The following is a 17,131-nucleotide window of genomic DNA, read 5'->3' as shown; positions in this document are numbered from 1 at the left end:
TCGACTCCTATGGGAAATGCGGAAAGGCTAAAGACCCCGCAGGCTTGCCGAGGAGGCTCAGGTTTCGCCCCATGGAAAGCGAGCATCCTGTAGTGGAAATGAACATCGCTCAACTTCCTTTACGAAATTCTAGCAATTATTTGACAAGATTATTTTTCAACAGCGTGAATGAACCATCAATTTTAATAGATGGTTCATTTTTAATGTTCTCACATACCAAGTTATCGCACTATAGCATCTGTATTTCATTTTTTAATTTTGAATCCTTTGATAAACTCCAAAATGAGAATAATCCACCATTCCAGGGAAAGTCAAAGCGATTACTATTAGTTTAATCGATTAAATTTAAGTATTTAATTAGAAGATTCCCTTCTAAATTGATTGATTGTAAGTGCCTACATATTCTTTATAATATCTCTCAATTTTTCTAATCCATCAGATAAATCTTTTTCGCTTACTAGGGAGTAACTGATTCGAAATGAGGAAACATCAGTTGGATTAATATAACAAGCAACACCAGGTAAAAATGAGATATTATCATTATTTGCTTTTCTTAATAACTCGAAAATATCTAGATTATGATCTTGAAAATTAAGCCACAAATTGAATCCTCCGTTAGGAATCTTAAATTGAAGTTTTTCATTAAGTGTGGAAAGTATGTCAACGCTTGTATCGCGACGAATTTGTAGAGCTGTTCTTAATTTTTCAACGTGATTACGCATTCGGTCTGAACGTAAAAATGGTAATATAGCCTTTTGAGTTAGTAATGGACTACCTACATCCATGGAAGCTTTTACTGCGATTAACCAGTCAAGTATTGGTCCATTTGCTAACAATGCTGCAATCCTAACACCGGGTGCTAAAGTTTTACTAAACCCTTTAATATAAATAACATGATTTAATTTATCATAATACTTAATAGGTAAATAGTTAATGGCTTCTTCAAAATAAATATCACTAAATGAATCATCCTCAAGGATAAAAAAACTGTATTGTTGTGCTAATTCAATTAGTTCATTTCTCCGATCATTACTCATCGAGATTCCAGTTGGATTTTGAAATGCTGGATTAACGTAGATTAACTTTGGAGTGAATTTTACGCATACATCCTCAAGTAAATCTGAACGAATTCCTTCCTTATCCATCTCAACTGGGATAATATGAATTCCTTTATTAATAAAAATATCAAGTGCCCCACCATAGCATGGACTTTCTACAACAATTGAATCACCTGGCTTTAATAATGCTTGTGCCACTAAGTCAATTCCTTGTTGCACACCGCTCGTAATCACTAGATTTTCAGTAGTACATTTTATTTTTTGGAATTCATACAAATGTTTAGTAATCTCTTCTCGTAATTCAAAATCTCCTTGAACAGGACCATATGTCGTTAAAATAGAGGCATCATCTTTTAAGAGTTTTTGTATTTCTTCCGCTAAAAATTTATTTGGAAGTAGACGTGGATAGACAACCGCTTTTGAAAAATCATATTTTACTTGTTCCCTAGTTATTAAATATTGAGATCTAACAACATTGATACCTAAAGACTGTTGCCAATTAGAGCCAATTTCTGTTTGAGATGTTTTATTTATTTTCTTTTTTATAAAAACTCCTTTTCCTGGCTTTACAATGGCATACCCATTTTTCTCTAGCCATTTATATGCTTTTCTAACTGTTAATACACTTATTGAGAGTTCATCTGCTAATAAACGTAATGATGGTAATTTTTCATCCGGCAAAAGAAGACCGCTTTGAATACTTCCTGCAATCTGGTTACCAACTTGTAAATAGAAAGGGACAGCTGATTTTTTGTGAATTTGAATTTTCATATTTTCACCATTTGTTTTTGATTTTAAGTTAATGAAAAATAGATAAATAGTCAACGAGAAAGTATGTAACTGTTATACACTCTATTATACTGTTATACACTGCTTTTAATATAATACCCATATCAAAGGGGTGATGAAATGATTATTATTAATTATATTTTTATTTGTATTATTTTCGGAACGACTTTCCTAGCAATTAAATTTGGAATTGAATCTGGTATTTCGCCTTTATTTTCTGCTGGGGTACGATTTACTTTAGCAGGCTTATTGGTTATTTTATATTTTCTTCTTAAAGGAGAAAATATAAAGAGATTTATTTTTTCAAAAAGAATTATGTATATTGGTTTTTGTTTAACCTTTATGACCTTTGCAACTCTTTATTGGGCTGAACAGTATATAACGTCAGGTTTAGCTGCGGTTCTTTCAGCAACTGGACCAATGATGATTTTACTCTTTCAGTTAAAAGGGAATCGTAAAGGAATTGAACGCAAACAACTCATCGCATTGTTGATGGCATTTACAGGAGTAATATTTGTTTGTTTACCTGGACTTAGCCAACATATCTCATATTTATGGGTGTTATCGTGTATTGCAGTTTTAATTGGAGAAGCTTTTTATGGATTTGGTTCAATTAAATCGAAAGAAGTCTTAACTGAGTATAGTGAAGTATCACCATTTTTAATAAATGCGTTTCAAATGTTATTCGGTGGCATTTTTCTTCTATTATTTTCGTTTTTATTTGAAAAACCAGATCTGACTGTTTTAGCTTCTTGGGATGCTCAATGGCCAATTTTATATTTAGTTTTTATCGGATCAATTGGGGGACATGGATTATATAGCTGGTTATTAGCCAAAACGAATCCTGTATTTCCTTCAACATGGCTATATGTATCACCATTGATTGCAAGCGTATTAGGCTATTTAGTAATTGATGAACCGATTAAAGCAATCATGGCAATTGGTGGTATTTTGATATTATCTGGTGTATTCATTGCAAATTGGTCAACGTTTATGTTGTATAAAAAGCAAGGAAATCTATTAAAAAAAGAAGTGAATGTTTCAAAGTAATGGAAGTGTAGATATTATATATAAAGATAAGGGGGCGTCTCTATTTGAGATTGCCCCCTTAACATTTAGCTTGGTTTTTGGACAAACGCCCATATATAACCATCTGGATCTTTTAGGCAGAATTCTTTGTAACCCCATGGTTGAAAGATTGGCTCTTAAAATCTAATGGCGTCATTTCTTTTTCTAATCTTCTTAGGCAATAAATTAACCTTTTTCATAGGGTAAATAATAGAAACTTGCTAAAAAATTGTGATAAATGACTTATTTTGCTAAAAAATCGTCAAAATTTGTAAAAAAAATTGTTAATCATTACCGATATATATATAGGACACTATTTTTTAGAATAAGGTTCTGTTATAATGAATGCTTTGTTTGTTAAAATTAGCTCATTTTTATGCTGATGAACCTCAGAGCCTCCTCTTTCGTAAATAGTAAGACGTACTTTCAATACCTCGTCTTTAAAGGAGGAGATTCGTGGATTTTTTCAAGGTTCACTTTAACAAATATATCGTTAACTTTAACAGATCCAATAACCAAAAAGTAAAGGGGGGATTGCAAGGTGTATTTGAAGCTAAGGAATTATGTATTTAAAGTAGTGATGATCTTGTCATTAATAACAAGTAGTCTATTTTTTTCTCTTATAGGGGGCACTAGTAGTAAAGCTGCTACGACGCAAACAGGAGAAGTTACTGCATCAACTTTAAATATGAGAACTGGGCCAAGTACTGCCTATGGTAAAGTATTGACATTAAAAAAAGGGAATAAGCTACCGATTCTTGAAAAGAAAAATGGTTGGTATAAGACTAAATTTAATAATAAATCAGGTTGGGCATCAGATGATTATATTAAAATAGTAAATACCGCAACTTCGACTACCCCTAAAGTGTTATTATCAGGTGAAATAACAGCAGCTTCTTTAAATGTTAGGACAAGCCCCAATACTTCGGGTAAAGTAATTCTTGCATTAAAAAAGGGAACAAAAGTATCCGTTGTTGAAAAGAATGGTACTTGGTACAAAATTAATACTAGTAAAGGATATGGATGGGTCAGCTCAACGTATGTGAAACAAACGAATAGTACTACAACGAAGCCGCCTACAACAAGTCCGCCTAGTGGAAATACGAAGCCGCCTACAACAAATCCGCCTAGTGGGAATACGAAGCCGCCTACTACGACTCCACCAAGTGGGAATACGAAGCCACCTAGTAATTCGAATAAAAGTGGTAAAGTAACGACCTCAGTTTTAAATGTAAGAACAGGGCCAGCAGCGACATATCAGTCGATTAAAACCATAACAAACGGAACTGTTGTTACAATTAAAGATGAAAAAGATGGATGGTATCAAATAACAATTGGAACCATTACTGGATGGGTAAGTGCAAAATATATCCAACAAATTAATAGTGAGGATATGGACCTGGAAAATTTTATTTTAGTTATTGATCCAGGGCATGGAGGAACTGACCCAGGAACATCATTTAAGACGAGTACTGGAGCCGTATACAAAGAAAGTATGATTGTATTAAACGTTTCACAGTACTTAAAAGGATTTTTAGTTAAGCTACCTATTAAGTCCTATTTTACACGTGAGTCAGATGTATATCCTACCTTAACTCAGCGTGTTAATTTTGCAAAATCCAAGAATGCAAATGCATATATTAGTATTCATATAAATGCAACAGCTTCACATACTGGAAATGGAACTGAAACTTATTATTACGGTGAATCAAAAACTTCACCAAATAATTCACCAACGAAATTGCAAGATAGTATGACGCTTGCTGATTCGATTCAAAAGAGACTTGTAGAAAAGTTAAAGCTGAAAGACCGTGGTACTAAAAGCGGAAACTTCCAAGTAATTCGTGAATCAACCATGGCCTCAATTTTAACAGAGTTAGGTTATGTTGATAATCCAGCAGATAATGTAAAGTTAAGTAGTGCAACTTGGCAAAAAGAAGCAGCAAAAGGTATTTACCTTGGCATTTTAGATTATTTAAATACCCAAGGTTATAACGTAGATTCTTATTATATTAATTAATAAGTAGTAAAGAGGATGCTCGTAAGTCACTTATCCAGACTTATGAGCATCCTTTTTTTAGTGGTTGGAATGGATTAATTTCTCAAAAGTTTGAGAACAATAACTTGATGCGGTTAATAATGATAAAGTGATCTTGCTAAGTGTGTTGAATAAGATAATTTTTTTAGACATTGATTGGAGTGAAGGGTGTGAGAAGGAAAGGGCAGGAAAGAGCAGGAAAGAGCAGGGGAATTAGGGAAAGCATATGCTCAAGAAAACTCGCATCCTGTAACGGAAATTAACATTCTTTTTGTTAGAGCCTAAAAGATTAATAAACGTTGTGATACAATGAATTAGTCATTTTTGAGAAAAATATGAAACACCCATTATTATTTTAATGATAATAAATAGAAAGCTAGGTAAAAATAAATGAATAAATTTTCTAATTTAGGTTTAAGTGAAGAATTAACTGAGTATCTAACCGAGTTAGGCATTAATGAACCGACACCGATTCAAGAAAAAGCAATTCCAATTGTATTTGAAGGTAAGGATTTAATTGGTCAAGCACAGACAGGAACAGGTAAAACTTTTGCATTCCTATTTCCAATCCTTGAAAAAATTAATTTGGAATTACCCCATACTCAAGCATTAGTAGTTGCCCCTACAAGAGAATTAGCTATACAAATTACAGCTGAGGCTAGAAGAATTGTTAGTGATGATTTTGGTGTATTAGCTGTTTATGGTGGGCAAGATGTTGAACAGCAAGCACGTAAGCTTAAAGGTGGGGCGCATTTAATCATTGCAACACCTGGTAGACTATTGGACCATTTAAGAAGAGGGACAATCAATTTAGACAAAGTTGACTTTTTAGTATTAGATGAAGCGGATCAAATGCTACATATCGGATTTTTGCATGAAGTAGAAGATATTATTAATCAAACACCTTCAACAAGACAAACATTACTATTTTCTGCAACAATGCCAGATCAAATACAGTCACTTGCGAAGCGTTATATGAAAAAACCAGAAATTATAAAAGTAAAAGCTAAAAGAATAACACTAGATGAAATTGAACAATTAATTATTGAAACTACTGATCGTGGAAAATTAAATGCGTTACTGAATCAAATAAAAGAAACAGAACCATTTCTAGCAATCATATTTTGTCGAACTAAGAGAAGAGCCAATAAGTTAAATGAGCAACTAAAAGGAAAAGGCTTGTTATCAGAAGAACTCCATGGTGATTTAACACAAGGAAAACGTGAAAAAGTGATGAAGTTATTCCGTGAAGCGAAAATACAATATCTTGTCGCAACTGATGTAGCAGCTAGAGGGATTGATGTAGAAGGGGTTACACATGTATATAATTATGATATACCTCTAGATACAGAGAGCTACGTACATCGTATTGGAAGAACAGGTCGTGCAGGTGATACAGGAACAGCTATTACATTTGTTACTCCTAAGGACTTTCAAGAGATAAGAATAATTGAAAAGGAGCTTAATCTTTCAATTAAACGAATCAATTTAATTGAGGAAAAAGGAGATAGGGAAGAAAGGGCAGGAAGAGCAGGAAGAGCAGGGAATGCGGGAAGAGCAGGGAATGCGGGAAGAACAGGAAGAGCAGGGAATGCAGGAAGAGCGGAAAGAACAGGGAATGCAGGAAGAGCGGAAAGAACAGGGAATGCAGGAAGAGCGGAAAGAACAGGGAATGCAGGAAGAGCGGATAGAGCAGGGAATGCAGGAAGAGCAGGAAGAGCAGGAAGAGCAGGAGAGCAGGAAGAGATGGAGAGCAGGAAAGGTAGGAAGGGCAGGAAGAGCAGGAAAGGTAGGAAGAGCAGGAAGGGCAGGAAGAGCAGGAAAGGTAGGAAAGGCAGGAAGAGCAGGGAAGGTAGGAAGGGCAGGAAGAGCAGGAAAGGTAGGAAGGGCAGGAAGGCGGGAAAGGCGGGAAAGGCAGGAAAGCAGAAAAGGAATAAAAGTGGAGAAATTACTTTGAGGAAATCAATAAAAACTTACGAGAATTGTTTTGTATATTGTAAAATGATTATAGAAGTAAAGTTGAGAAGGGGAAGAATGATGGAGATAACATTTGCAACGAAAGAAGATGTAAAAGAAATAGTTATGATTTATAATGATGCGATTCTTAACACGACTGCTACTTTTGACACGGAAATTAAAACAGAAGATGAAATGTTAGTATGGTTTCAAAATCATTCTGAACGATATCCTGTCATTGTTTCCAAAGAAAATGGTGTGGTAACTGGATATTGTTCACTTACACAATTTAAAGAAAAAGACGCATATAAAAATACTGTAGAGTTATCGGTTTATATTCATCCTGAACATCGTCGCAAAGGACTTGCTAAAGCATTAATGGTCGAAATGATTGAAACTGCAAAAAAATTAGGCCATTTCACAATGATTTCTTGTATTACGAGTGGAAATGAAGTAAGTGAACGATTACATCAAAAGTTAGGTTATAAAAAAGTCGGCCATTTTTATAAAGTTGGCCAAAAATTTAACCAATGGCTAGATATCGTTTATTATCAATTAATGATATAAAACAAACGCTTAGAGATTAACTACATCTTACTTGTTAAAAGGGAACTAACAAATAAGGTCACGTTCATTCTTTAAGCTTTTTTATTTTGAATTTTTTTAATCTAGATTGAACTTGAAAAAAGACCCATTATTCATAATTTCCATACAATGAACGTAAAATGTAGGAGATATGTCGGAAAGTGGGGGAAATGACTTTGAAATTAAAACGCGCATTGACCCAGAAATTAGCGAAAAAAATTCATAATTTCTTATTTCTCGGAAAAATCGTTACTGAAAGAGTCGTAGATCAAGAGAAGCAAAACTTACTTTTTTATGAAGATGATGAGTATATACGTTTTTACATTGAATGTTTATCACCAATTCCAGCAAAATTAAAAACTAATTTTTCAACTCAAGATGTCTTATTTGTAGGGACAACAGCAAATAAAAACAATGAAAGTAAAATAAAACCTCTTATAAAAAGTAAGAAAAAAGATGAAATAATTGATGAATTAAAAAAGATATTTGATTCAAAGGTAGTTCTGTTTCGTCTTGAATATGCAAATGAAGTTATTACAGCTGATATCGTTGAGTTTTTCGACGGCAGAAGAGATACTTTCTATCAACTTTTACCTGTAATTGAACTTAGAGGTGAAGGGAAAAGAGAAGAAGTCGAAAATCGTTTGATTAAGGGGTCATTACCTATTCATTTACCAAAATACTTTAATGACTTTGATCAACCAGAATTTGTATTTTATGAAAATCGACTATATGGAAATTTATTTCTAAAGTCGATGATGAATGACATTAGTTATTTAGAAAAACAAAATGAAGTTACTTTTCAAGATTACGATGAAAGTGAACTGAAAAAATCCTTTATTCATTTAAATCATTTGATTTATTTTATTCCGCAAAAGCAATGGGATGAATTGAAAAAAAACTTTAAGAAAGAATGTAAAGAATTAATTTATACTCAAGACTTTACTGAAAAACAGGCTTTCCCAATTGAATGGAGTACTGATTCTGAAAATGCTTTTATCGAAAGATTTTATCAAAATTGCCTGCAACAGGGCTTGTTATATGAAAAGAAAGATATAATTAATTTCCATATTTGTTGTAAATTTCAAGCTTTGACGATTTTAGGTGGAGTCAGCGGAACTGGTAAATCTCAATTAGCTCGAATATATGGAGAAACATTAGGTTTAGAGTTTGGGAAAGAATTATTATTTGTTCCTATAAGTCCATCTTATAGGGAGCATTATGATTTATTAGGATACTTAAATCCGACCACAGGAATCTATATAGACTCTGAAACTGGACTAACAAAATTACTGATTGAGGCTGAACAATTTCCACATAGGATGTATATGGTCATTTTTGATGAAATGAATCTTTCTCAAATTGAACATTGGTTTAGTAAATTTTTATCAATTCTAGAAATGCCGCAAGAAAAAAGAGTCATCACTTTATTCCATGATCATAATGTTGTCATTAATCAATATTACAAACAGAAAGTGAAAATCGGAAATAACATCATTTTTGTTGGAACTGTTAATTTTGATGAAACTTCAAGTGAGTTTTCGTTAAGATTATTAGACCGTGTAAACATCATTTCACTTAGATCAAATTCGTTTGTTAACTATGCAGATAAGATGAATAATGAAAATATATATGAAGCTGTGCCTCAAGTTTATATTAATGCAGAAACATTTCATAATTGGACTAAAAAAACAATTAGTTCTTCAGAGCTTACGATCGATGAATTAAAGTTTTTCGATGAGTTTAATAATATTGTAGAACAGTCACTTAGTGAACGAATCATCTCACCACGGATGATCAAAGATTTATCAAATTACTTAGCTAATATTCCAACTTTACCTTCACATATTCAATTTGAACGAAAGGAAGCTATTGATCTATTTGTTAAACAACGTGTCTTAACAAAAGTTCGAGGATTATTTGCGAACTTAGAGGAATTAATTGGTACAGGTGAGGGGAATGAGCAAGAAGGATTCCTAAATATGATCATGAAATCAAATTTAGGAAGGTCAATATCTGATTTTGAGAATTCAATTAAAGAATTGAAAAAGAAAAGGAAGCAACTGGAGATCGATGGCTATGTCAACTAATGATGGTCTAGAAGTTTTTGAACCACTTTATCTTCCATTTACGATTTCAATTCTTGTAGGTACAAGAGGGAAAGAAGATAAAATTTCACTAGATGCACTAACAATGAATCCAAAAGAAGCATATTTTTTTGCATATGAAATTCAAGAATTAAAAAGATTTTTATTTCAAGTTGATGGTGAATTTGATGGGAAAATAACTTTTATTTGGAATAATCTATATCATTTTCAACAAGAGAATCTAGATGATCAGCAATTTATCTTTACTTCCGAAAATCGGAAAATTTTAATATACGAACACGGCAAAACTGAAAATGCTTATCCTTGGAGATGCGGATATTATGAGTTTTGTATTATTTACCAAGAACAAAGGTTTTATGGAATGATAAAAATTATCCCTAAAAACTTAGAGTATGATCAATTAGAGTGGATGCATTCATCATTAAACCAACAAATAAATGGAATTATGAATGATTCTCAATACTTTAAAAAGTCATCAGCATCATTGACACAAAATGGCACAATGTATTTTTGGCCTATTATTCGATTTATTGAATCAAATGAAGAGAGGCTCTTAGTAGCAATTCAACAATTTATTAGTAAATTGAAACGGAAACAAAAAAAAACATATGAATTAAAAAGGCAGGTTAGGAAGTTAGATTTTAATACGATAAGATGGAACTTAATGCACCCGGCTATATCAAACGCAACTAATTTAACGATGCAGCCTGTCATGCAAGAAGAGAATTATTTAGATGAGATAAAATACGCAAAAAACAAAGTGCGAAAATTTATCATGACGATTGAAACGCTTTTAACATTTGTAAAATATGAATTAGTCAAAGACAAAAATAAAATGGATCAAATCGATTACCAAGTAAAAGATATTGAGAAGATGATGCAAAACGTAGTGGGAAATGGATCGATTACGGATAGGGAAAAAGCAAAATATAGACAATCAAAACTATTAAAAGAGATTGAATTAGAAAAATTAACAAAAAGTGTTATTGAAAAAGAACGGATTACAAATTCATTAGAAAAACTTTATGAAGTTTATTTCCGAGAATATACAATTGGTGTATTTCGAGTCGCAACTGATACAGATTCATCTAACTATCCAGGAAGTCCTTCAAAAGTGTTTTTAAACTTTATCCATTCATTAAGTCTATTTGATAAAAAAGTAAAAGAGTACGGAAAAAAACAAATGCTTTTACCTGTTTATAAACCTACTTTTTTACTATATGAATACTTTGTTTTTTTCTCGTTATGTGATATTTTTATGAAACTAAAATTTAAAAACGACAAAGAGCCTTTAGCAGAACAGATTTTAATGCACATTAAAGATGATGAATTAATGGATGGGGCATTTGTCACACTTGAGAATAAGGACTGGATAATTAATTTAGTTTACAATGAGATCATTGAAGGCAGCCCTCAAGTATCACTATTAAAGGGAACAAATTTTTTTAGTGGTGAAGAATCAAAAAAGCCTGATATTAGATTAGATTTTTTCCGAAAAAAAAATAAAGAATACGTCGCATCAATTATTTTCGAAATCAAATACAGTCCAATGTTTAATATCTATCAACCAGTAGGAAATACTAAAGCGATGGAACAAATGTATAAATACTGGGGATTAAAATATGTTGAGCGAGTAAATGGAAAATTAACTTTTATTCGAAAGCCAATTAATGAAGTTATTTGTTTATATCCTGGAAGCAATGTACATCGTAAAGTACTTGAAGCAGGATGTGGAACATATATTCAGTTTTATCCAAAGAAAAAAGGTGAAGATCTTTATGAACTTGTTGGTGAAAGGGAACTAATCGATATAATTAGAAAGACGATGTTTGAAATTAATTAGTTATCTATCATGTTTAAAATGCCCTATTCCAATAGTACGGCATAGGGCATTATTTTTATATTATTTGATTGTATTTATATATTTATTAATAATCAGATTTTATTTTGTAACTCAACATATTTTTAAAAATCTATATTACAAAACTAATTATGTTAAAACTTGTATTTCACATTTTATACATAATTAACAATGAAAGCGTTGCCAAAAGCTAAAATTTACCATACAATAGAGCCATATATTAATAATTCATTAAAACATTTGGGTAACAAAAAATATAGTTGTTAAAATTATACTAAAGAAAAATTTGTCATAAACATACATTAATTGACGTATGATTAAAGTATTTATTTAGGAATTTTTAGGGGTGAGTGAGAGTGTTTCGTATTATTCATACAAAAGAGGAGAATAATTTATTTAACGAGCTTTGGGGAGATTTTTGTGAAGAAAACGAAATACCTTTCTTAGTAAGAAATAATGAAGTAACTCGTTATGGGATTTGTGGTTCAGATGATAAGTTAATTGGTACGATTGAATTCGATAAATACAGTGTTGAAAATGAAGAGCAATATAAATATTATTATAACTTTTCTGAGAACAAATATATTAAATATATTCAAAATGAACAAATCTATGAAATTAGTAAATTATTGATAACTCGTGAAAATAGAGGAAAAGGATTTTTTAAACAAATATTATTAGCATGTTACGATCATGCAAATAATACGAATGCTGATTGGTATATCGGTACAATAAATAAAAGATTGTATATGTTTGCACGTAGTGTAGGATTTAAAATATTACCGATTGATGAATATTTTGAAATAAGTGATGATATCATTGCAGTTCCTTTTTTATTGGATATCAAACATGCTATTAAACTTTTAAAATATTCAAATGAGTTTAAAGAAATATTAATGTATTATGATAAAAAATAATTCAAAAAACTCAGGAGGAAATCACTCCTGAGTTTTTTGATAATGTCATTACTCTTGTCCAAGAATATTTGCAGTTTGCGTAGTTTGATTATAAGCAGTTTGACAAGCCTGTAATGCTTGTTCAATTTGTTCATGATTATGTGGTTTTTCAACAGTTTCCAAAGCTGATTGTAGGTTTTCAATAGCTTGTTTAAGACCAGTAGTAGCCTCTTGTGTATACTCTCTTGCATTTTTTTGCATTGTATAGCCTCCCTTCATTCAAAATTATTTTCACCAGAATTCATTTAAGTATGTAAAAAAAGAAGAAAGACTGTAAAAAGAAAATCTTTTCGTTTTTCCTTGGTCCTGCCATTCCTTAATATACTTCCCAAAAAAATACAAAATAAAAAAGTAGAAGATAAATCTTCTACTTTCAGTGTATAGACAAAGTCCTATTTATCTGATTATCAGACTGATTGAAAACGCTTGTCTTTCGAGGCGCGAAGCCTGGCGAGGAGCGGAGTTACCTTTAGAGGGTAATGAGCACCGCAGGCAGGCGAAGCAACGAAGAAAGCGAGCGTTTGTCAACAGTCTGAAAGTAGAAGAAAAATCTTCTACTTTTAGTTAATCCCTACACACCAAATATAGATAAGATCGCAAATCTTTTCTTCGGTTTAAATGCAACAATCTTTTTTTGATCTTCTAATTCCGCTTTTAACACACTGACCTGTTCAGTTAAATTTTCTACTTGATTTTCAAGTTTTACAACTACTTTTTTTAAATCTTCAATTTCACTACGATGTTCCAAAATTTGTACTGAAACGACTTCATTTGCTTTTGTCTCAATTTTTTCTTCAAGTTTTAATAATTTTTGTGTTAATTCCTTTAAAAGTAAAGAATCTTCTTCTTCATGTTTTTTTGGTTCAATCGATTGCACGGAAGCCTCATAAATTTCTTTGATTTGTTGAATTTGCTCTTCTTTAAATAAATAACCATTATTGGTTCGCTCTAATGTTAAATTACCTTTTTTTGAAAAAAATAACACTTTTTTATTCGTTAATTGTAGCCGTTCAGCTACTTGAGAAGTTGTAAACATCGCTATTCCTCCTCGATTTTTATTATATTTTTTAAATTCTTTAAATTAATGAGACATTCCTCTATGATTGACAAAACTAGTGTCAACTCGTCAAAAGTTCTTAAAATATGTTTAAATTCTTGGCTCTGTAAATGTTAATCGCTTGTATTTTAAAGATATAATCATTACAAGGTGGAAAGTAGAGTAGCGAAATGGATACAGCCTGTATGCTTATCAATAGGGATATTTTTAGTAAACTTAGATGAAATTGACCAAATCAAAAAAAATTTTTGATAACAAATTCTTTAACTGAATATACTAAGATAAGCCTAATTATCAAATTTAGATTATGAAGATGGCCTTCACTTCCAAAATGGAGGGATGAATCAATTGTTAGGAATTGGAACTAAATTATTATTAATCGTTGTATTGATTGCTTTTACAGCATTTTTTGTTGCTTCTGAATTTGCAATTGTAAAAATTAGAAGTTCAAGAATTGATCAATTATTAGGTGAGGGGAATAAAAAGGCACGAGCTGTTAAAAAGGTAATTACTCATCTAGATGAATATCTATCTGCTTGTCAACTCGGAATTACTGTTACAAGTTTAGGTTTAGGTTGGTTAGGTGAACCAACTGTAGATGCATTATTACATCCAATAATTGACGATCTACATTTACCTGCTGCAATTAGTGGAACGATTTCTTTTTTACTTGCCTTTGGCTTTATTACATTTATTCATGTCGTAGTTGGAGAATTGGCACCTAAAACGATTGCCATTCAAAAAGCTGAACAAATAACTTTACTGTTTGCACCTATCTTAATTCTTTTTTATAAAATTACCTATCCATTTATTTGGTTATTTAATAATTCAGCTAGGTTAGTCTTAAAAATATTTGGCTTACCACCAGCTTCAGAACATGAGGTAGCACACTCTGAAGAAGAATTAAGAATCCTTCTTTCAGAAAGCTTTAAGAGTGGAGAAATAAATCAATCAGAATTTAAGTATGTAAACAATATTTTTGATTTTAATATGCGAGTTGCTAAAGAAATTATGGTTCCACGAACTGAAATGGTTGCAATTGATTTACGAGAACCATTCCATGAAAATATCCATTTCATGAGTACAGAAAAATATACTCGATTTCCAGTTGTAGATGGAGATAAAGACCATGTAATAGGATTAATAAATTTTAAAGATGTTTTTACAGATTTTGTTCTTCATAAAGGAGATGCAGAAGTAAAAACATTGGAACAATATATCCGACCAATTATTCAAGTTATTGAGTCAATTTCTGTACATGATCTTTTAGTAAAGATGCAGAGAGAGCATATACATATGTCAATATTAGTGGATGAATATGGTGGTACATCTGGATTAGTAACGGTTGAGGATATTTTAGAAGAAATTGTTGGTGAAATTCGTGACGAGTTTGATGTCGATGAAAAAGAGGATATTAGTAAAATAAGTGATAATAAATATATTATTGCTGGTAAAGTTTTAATAAGTGAAATTAATGATGTTTTTAGTTTAGATATAGATGATACCGATGTTGATACGATAGGTGGTTGGATCTTAACTGAAAACTTTGATGTTCAAGAAGGAGACTCAATTAAGTTTGATAATTACACATTCAAAGTTTTAAAATTAGATGGACATTATATTAAATCAATTGAATTAACTCGAGAAATAATAAAAAAACCTGAACTTGAAGAAGGAAGCGCAACTGAATTGTAAAACAATTGAGTTGCGCTTTTTTGTTTGCATACATTAAGAAAGTATAAAATGACAGCGGTGTAGAATAGTCGACGAAGTTGCCAAATTTCAGCAATTAAATATGACTAAGTCTCTGTCATCACATAAAGGGCTTGCCAATCGGCAAGTTTTCTTTATTCTTAATAAAAATTTCACATACCGTACTTCAAAATTCTGTTGAATGATAAAGTTCATCTTTCGTAAAAATTTCATTTTTATCAACTGCATTTTGATGTGCAATGACAAGACCAATCGGAGTAGGTGTTGGTAAATTATTTACTAAAGAGAAAGGGATATTTATTTTCTTTGCCAATAATATATACTTAGAAATTGAATTGTAAGGAAGTGTACCGTTTAATAATAAATTTACATTTTTCAAACTTAGCGATTTTTCAACGATTGGGTAAATTGAATTTGCCATTACTTGACTTGTGGTTAAAGCAATTTCAACTCGTTCACGTATCGTACCTAAAAAAATATTTCGTTCTTCAATTTTTATTTGTTTTTCACCGTAGATACCTTTAATTAAATAATCTTCAACATTCTTTCCAGTCATAGAAATACCTACCTTCAGTTTATTAATTTAATTGTATCTAAAATTATCCTATTCTTCACACTATATTATTGACATATTTGAATACATTTAGTTTAGTAATTAATATGGTATAAACTTAATATGAAATTAAATCTGAAAATTGTAAAAAAAATAATTTTATTGTAACAAATTCGACAAATTTTTGATTTTACACTTAACGAATATTTAAAAATTTGTTACTATTTAATTAATAGATTTTTTCTGGAGGTGTTCCTTATTGATATTTCAATAGAGACTAGGTATAGCGCTTTCATACAGGAAAGTATGCCTACATTAGTAAAGAATTGGGTTGCTCAAGCAGTCATAAGCGATGATGATCCATTTAAATCCGAGATAATCATTAATGGAACCAAATTAATAGATTTTACGTTATTGTTTATTGAAGGTAACATTAATGAGGACCAAGTAAAGGAATTAGCATATAAGATTGCTCATGAGCGTGCGAAAGCCAGTTCAAATATTGGAGATTTTGTATACAACTCGAATATAGCTAGAAGTGAACTTTTTAAACATTTATCAGAATTTGAAGAAAGCATCAGTTTAGTTCAGCCACTAATTAATAAAATTAATTATGTATTCGATCAGTTTATTTATCATACAGTTAAACGCTATTCTTGCATTATTACTCAAGATATCGAAGAAAAAAAGCAATTTATTGATGAGACACATAAAGAAAGACTTACAATCCTTGGTCAAATGTCTGCTAGTTTCGTTCACGAGTTCAGAAATCCCCTTACTTCAATTATTGGTTTTGTAAAGTTACTGAAAGATGATCATCCTCAATTAAAGTATTTAGACATTATTGATCATGAATTGCATCAATTAAATTTTAGAATTGACCAATTTTTACATGTTTCAAAAAAAGATCAAGATCAAATAGTGGAATATTTTTTAATTAATGATTTATTTAGAGACATAACAGAATTTTTATATCCTAGTATTGTAAATTCGAATGTTGTATTACAAGAAGGATTATCACAAAATATATACATACCAGGTTTTCGTAATGAACTCCGTCAGGTTTTATTAAATATATTAATGAATTCAATCGATGCATTGGCTGAAAACGATGGCCAAAAAATTATCCATTATCAAGTAGAAGATCAAGAGAATTATATTGTTATTCATATAAGAAATAATGGCCCTAAAATTAATGAAGAAAGCATACGTACAATTTTTGAACCATTTGTTACGACAAAAAATCATGGTACGGGAATTGGTTTATTTGTATGTAAGCAGATTATCGAAAAACATGATGGTGAAATCAACTGTATTTCTGATGATCACTGGACTTCATTTGATATTACTTTGCCAAAAAGAGCATAAAAAAAACTCGGAGCATATTCC

13 protein-coding genes are annotated in these 17,131 nt (G+C 31.2%); 9 read left to right on the top strand and 4 right to left on the bottom strand.

The window, feature by feature from the left end; genetic code table 11:
• The coding region (locus B7R67_RS22385) for a hypothetical protein (RefSeq protein ID WP_208615647.1) at positions 1–335 on the top strand (335 nt) is incomplete at its 5' end.
• Positions 336–395: 60 nt separating this feature from the next.
• Here the strand turns inward: B7R67_RS22385 and pdxR are convergent.
• Positions 396–1,829: a MocR-like pyridoxine biosynthesis transcription factor PdxR gene (gene pdxR / locus B7R67_RS11215; RefSeq protein WP_088070455.1), complete on the bottom strand. Its 1,434-nt coding sequence runs from the start codon at positions 1,827–1,829 to the stop codon at positions 396–398.
• Between the two features lie 138 nt (positions 1,830–1,967).
• On the opposite strand from pdxR, the gene B7R67_RS11210 reads away from it, so the two are divergent.
• The 6 genes from B7R67_RS11210 to B7R67_RS11180 all read left to right on the top strand — a co-directional run bounded on the left by B7R67_RS11210 (position 1,968) and on the right by B7R67_RS11180 (position 12,380).
• Positions 1,968–2,897 carry a DMT family transporter gene (locus B7R67_RS11210; RefSeq protein ID WP_088070453.1) on the top strand — a complete coding sequence of 310 codons (930 nt, stop codon included), beginning with the start codon at positions 1,968–1,970 and terminating at the stop codon, positions 2,895–2,897.
• Positions 2,898–3,456: 559 nt separating this feature from the next.
• Positions 3,457–4,935: an N-acetylmuramoyl-L-alanine amidase gene (locus tag B7R67_RS11200; protein WP_088070449.1), complete on the top strand. Its 1,479-nt coding sequence runs from the start codon at positions 3,457–3,459 to the stop codon at positions 4,933–4,935.
• Between the two features lie 408 nt (positions 4,936–5,343).
• Positions 5,344–7,476, top strand: coding sequence for a GNAT family N-acetyltransferase (locus B7R67_RS11195; protein ID WP_088070447.1), 2,133 nt, complete (start codon positions 5,344–5,346; stop codon positions 7,474–7,476).
• Positions 7,477–7,670: 194 nt separating this feature from the next.
• Complete coding sequence (locus tag B7R67_RS11190; RefSeq protein ID WP_142289545.1) at positions 7,671–9,584, top strand: hypothetical protein; 1,914 nt, start codon at positions 7,671–7,673, stop codon at positions 9,582–9,584.
• Entirely contained in the window at positions 9,574–11,445 is a 1,872-nt protein-coding gene (locus B7R67_RS11185; protein WP_088070442.1) for a hypothetical protein, read from the top strand. Before B7R67_RS11190 ends, B7R67_RS11185 begins: the two co-directional genes overlap by 11 nt.
• Before the next feature lie 374 nt (positions 11,446–11,819).
• Positions 11,820–12,380, top strand: coding sequence for a hypothetical protein (locus B7R67_RS11180; RefSeq protein WP_088070440.1), 561 nt, complete (start codon positions 11,820–11,822; stop codon positions 12,378–12,380).
• A 48-nt stretch (positions 12,381–12,428) separates the two neighbouring features.
• On the opposite strand, the gene B7R67_RS11175 is transcribed toward B7R67_RS11180, so the two are convergent.
• A complete protein-coding gene (locus B7R67_RS11175) occupies positions 12,429–12,620 on the bottom strand; it encodes a hypothetical protein (RefSeq protein WP_088070438.1) in 192 nt (63 codons plus the stop codon).
• Positions 12,621–12,990: 370 nt separating this feature from the next.
• Positions 12,991–13,455, bottom strand: a complete 465-nt coding sequence (locus B7R67_RS11170; protein ID WP_088070436.1) for a MerR family transcriptional regulator — start codon at positions 13,453–13,455, stop codon at positions 12,991–12,993.
• A gap of 360 nt (positions 13,456–13,815) precedes the next feature.
• Here B7R67_RS11170 and B7R67_RS11165 point away from each other — a divergent pair, with 360 nt between their 5' ends.
• Complete coding sequence (locus B7R67_RS11165; protein ID WP_088070434.1) at positions 13,816–15,171, top strand: hemolysin family protein; 1,356 nt, start codon at positions 13,816–13,818, stop codon at positions 15,169–15,171.
• 184 nt (positions 15,172–15,355) lie between these two features.
• Here B7R67_RS11165 and B7R67_RS11160 read toward each other — a convergent pair whose 3' ends face one another.
• On the bottom strand, positions 15,356–15,745 hold the full coding sequence (locus B7R67_RS11160) for a YueI family protein (RefSeq protein ID WP_088070432.1): 390 nt from the start codon (positions 15,743–15,745) through the stop codon (positions 15,356–15,358).
• A gap of 225 nt (positions 15,746–15,970) precedes the next feature.
• Here B7R67_RS11160 and B7R67_RS11155 point away from each other — a divergent pair, with 225 nt between their 5' ends.
• A complete protein-coding gene (locus B7R67_RS11155; protein WP_328587372.1) occupies positions 15,971–17,110 on the top strand; it encodes a histidine kinase N-terminal domain-containing protein in 1,140 nt (379 codons plus the stop codon).
• The last annotated feature ends 21 nt before the right edge of the window (positions 17,111–17,131 follow it).

The organism is Gottfriedia luciferensis, from assembly GCF_002156865.1.
GTDB classification, from domain to species: Bacteria; Bacillota; Bacilli; order Bacillales; family Bacillaceae_G; genus Gottfriedia; species Gottfriedia luciferensis.
Note: the sequence above shows the minus strand (reverse complement) of the source record. Positions and strands in the feature narration are given on the sequence as shown.

What these genes read in the sequence shown, in the direction of transcription:
- pdxR (WP_088070455.1), bottom strand. Translation starts at nt 1,829, where the DNA reads ATGAAAATTCAAATTCACAAAAAATCAGCTGTCCCTTTCTATTTACAA.
- B7R67_RS11210 (WP_088070453.1), top strand. Translation starts at nt 1,968, where the DNA reads ATGATTATTATTAATTATATTTTTATTTGTATTATTTTCGGAACGACT.
- B7R67_RS11195 (WP_088070447.1), top strand. Translation starts at nt 5,344, where the DNA reads ATGAATAAATTTTCTAATTTAGGTTTAAGTGAAGAATTAACTGAGTAT.
- B7R67_RS11185 (WP_088070442.1), top strand. Translation starts at nt 9,574, where the DNA reads ATGTCAACTAATGATGGTCTAGAAGTTTTTGAACCACTTTATCTTCCA.
- B7R67_RS11175 (WP_088070438.1), bottom strand. Translation starts at nt 12,620, where the DNA reads ATGCAAAAAAATGCAAGAGAGTATACACAAGAGGCTACTACTGGTCTT.
- B7R67_RS11170 (WP_088070436.1), bottom strand. Translation starts at nt 13,455, where the DNA reads ATGTTTACAACTTCTCAAGTAGCTGAACGGCTACAATTAACGAATAAA.
- B7R67_RS11165 (WP_088070434.1), top strand. Translation starts at nt 13,816, where the DNA reads ATGAATCAATTGTTAGGAATTGGAACTAAATTATTATTAATCGTTGTA.
- B7R67_RS11160 (WP_088070432.1), bottom strand. Translation starts at nt 15,745, where the DNA reads ATGACTGGAAAGAATGTTGAAGATTATTTAATTAAAGGTATCTACGGT.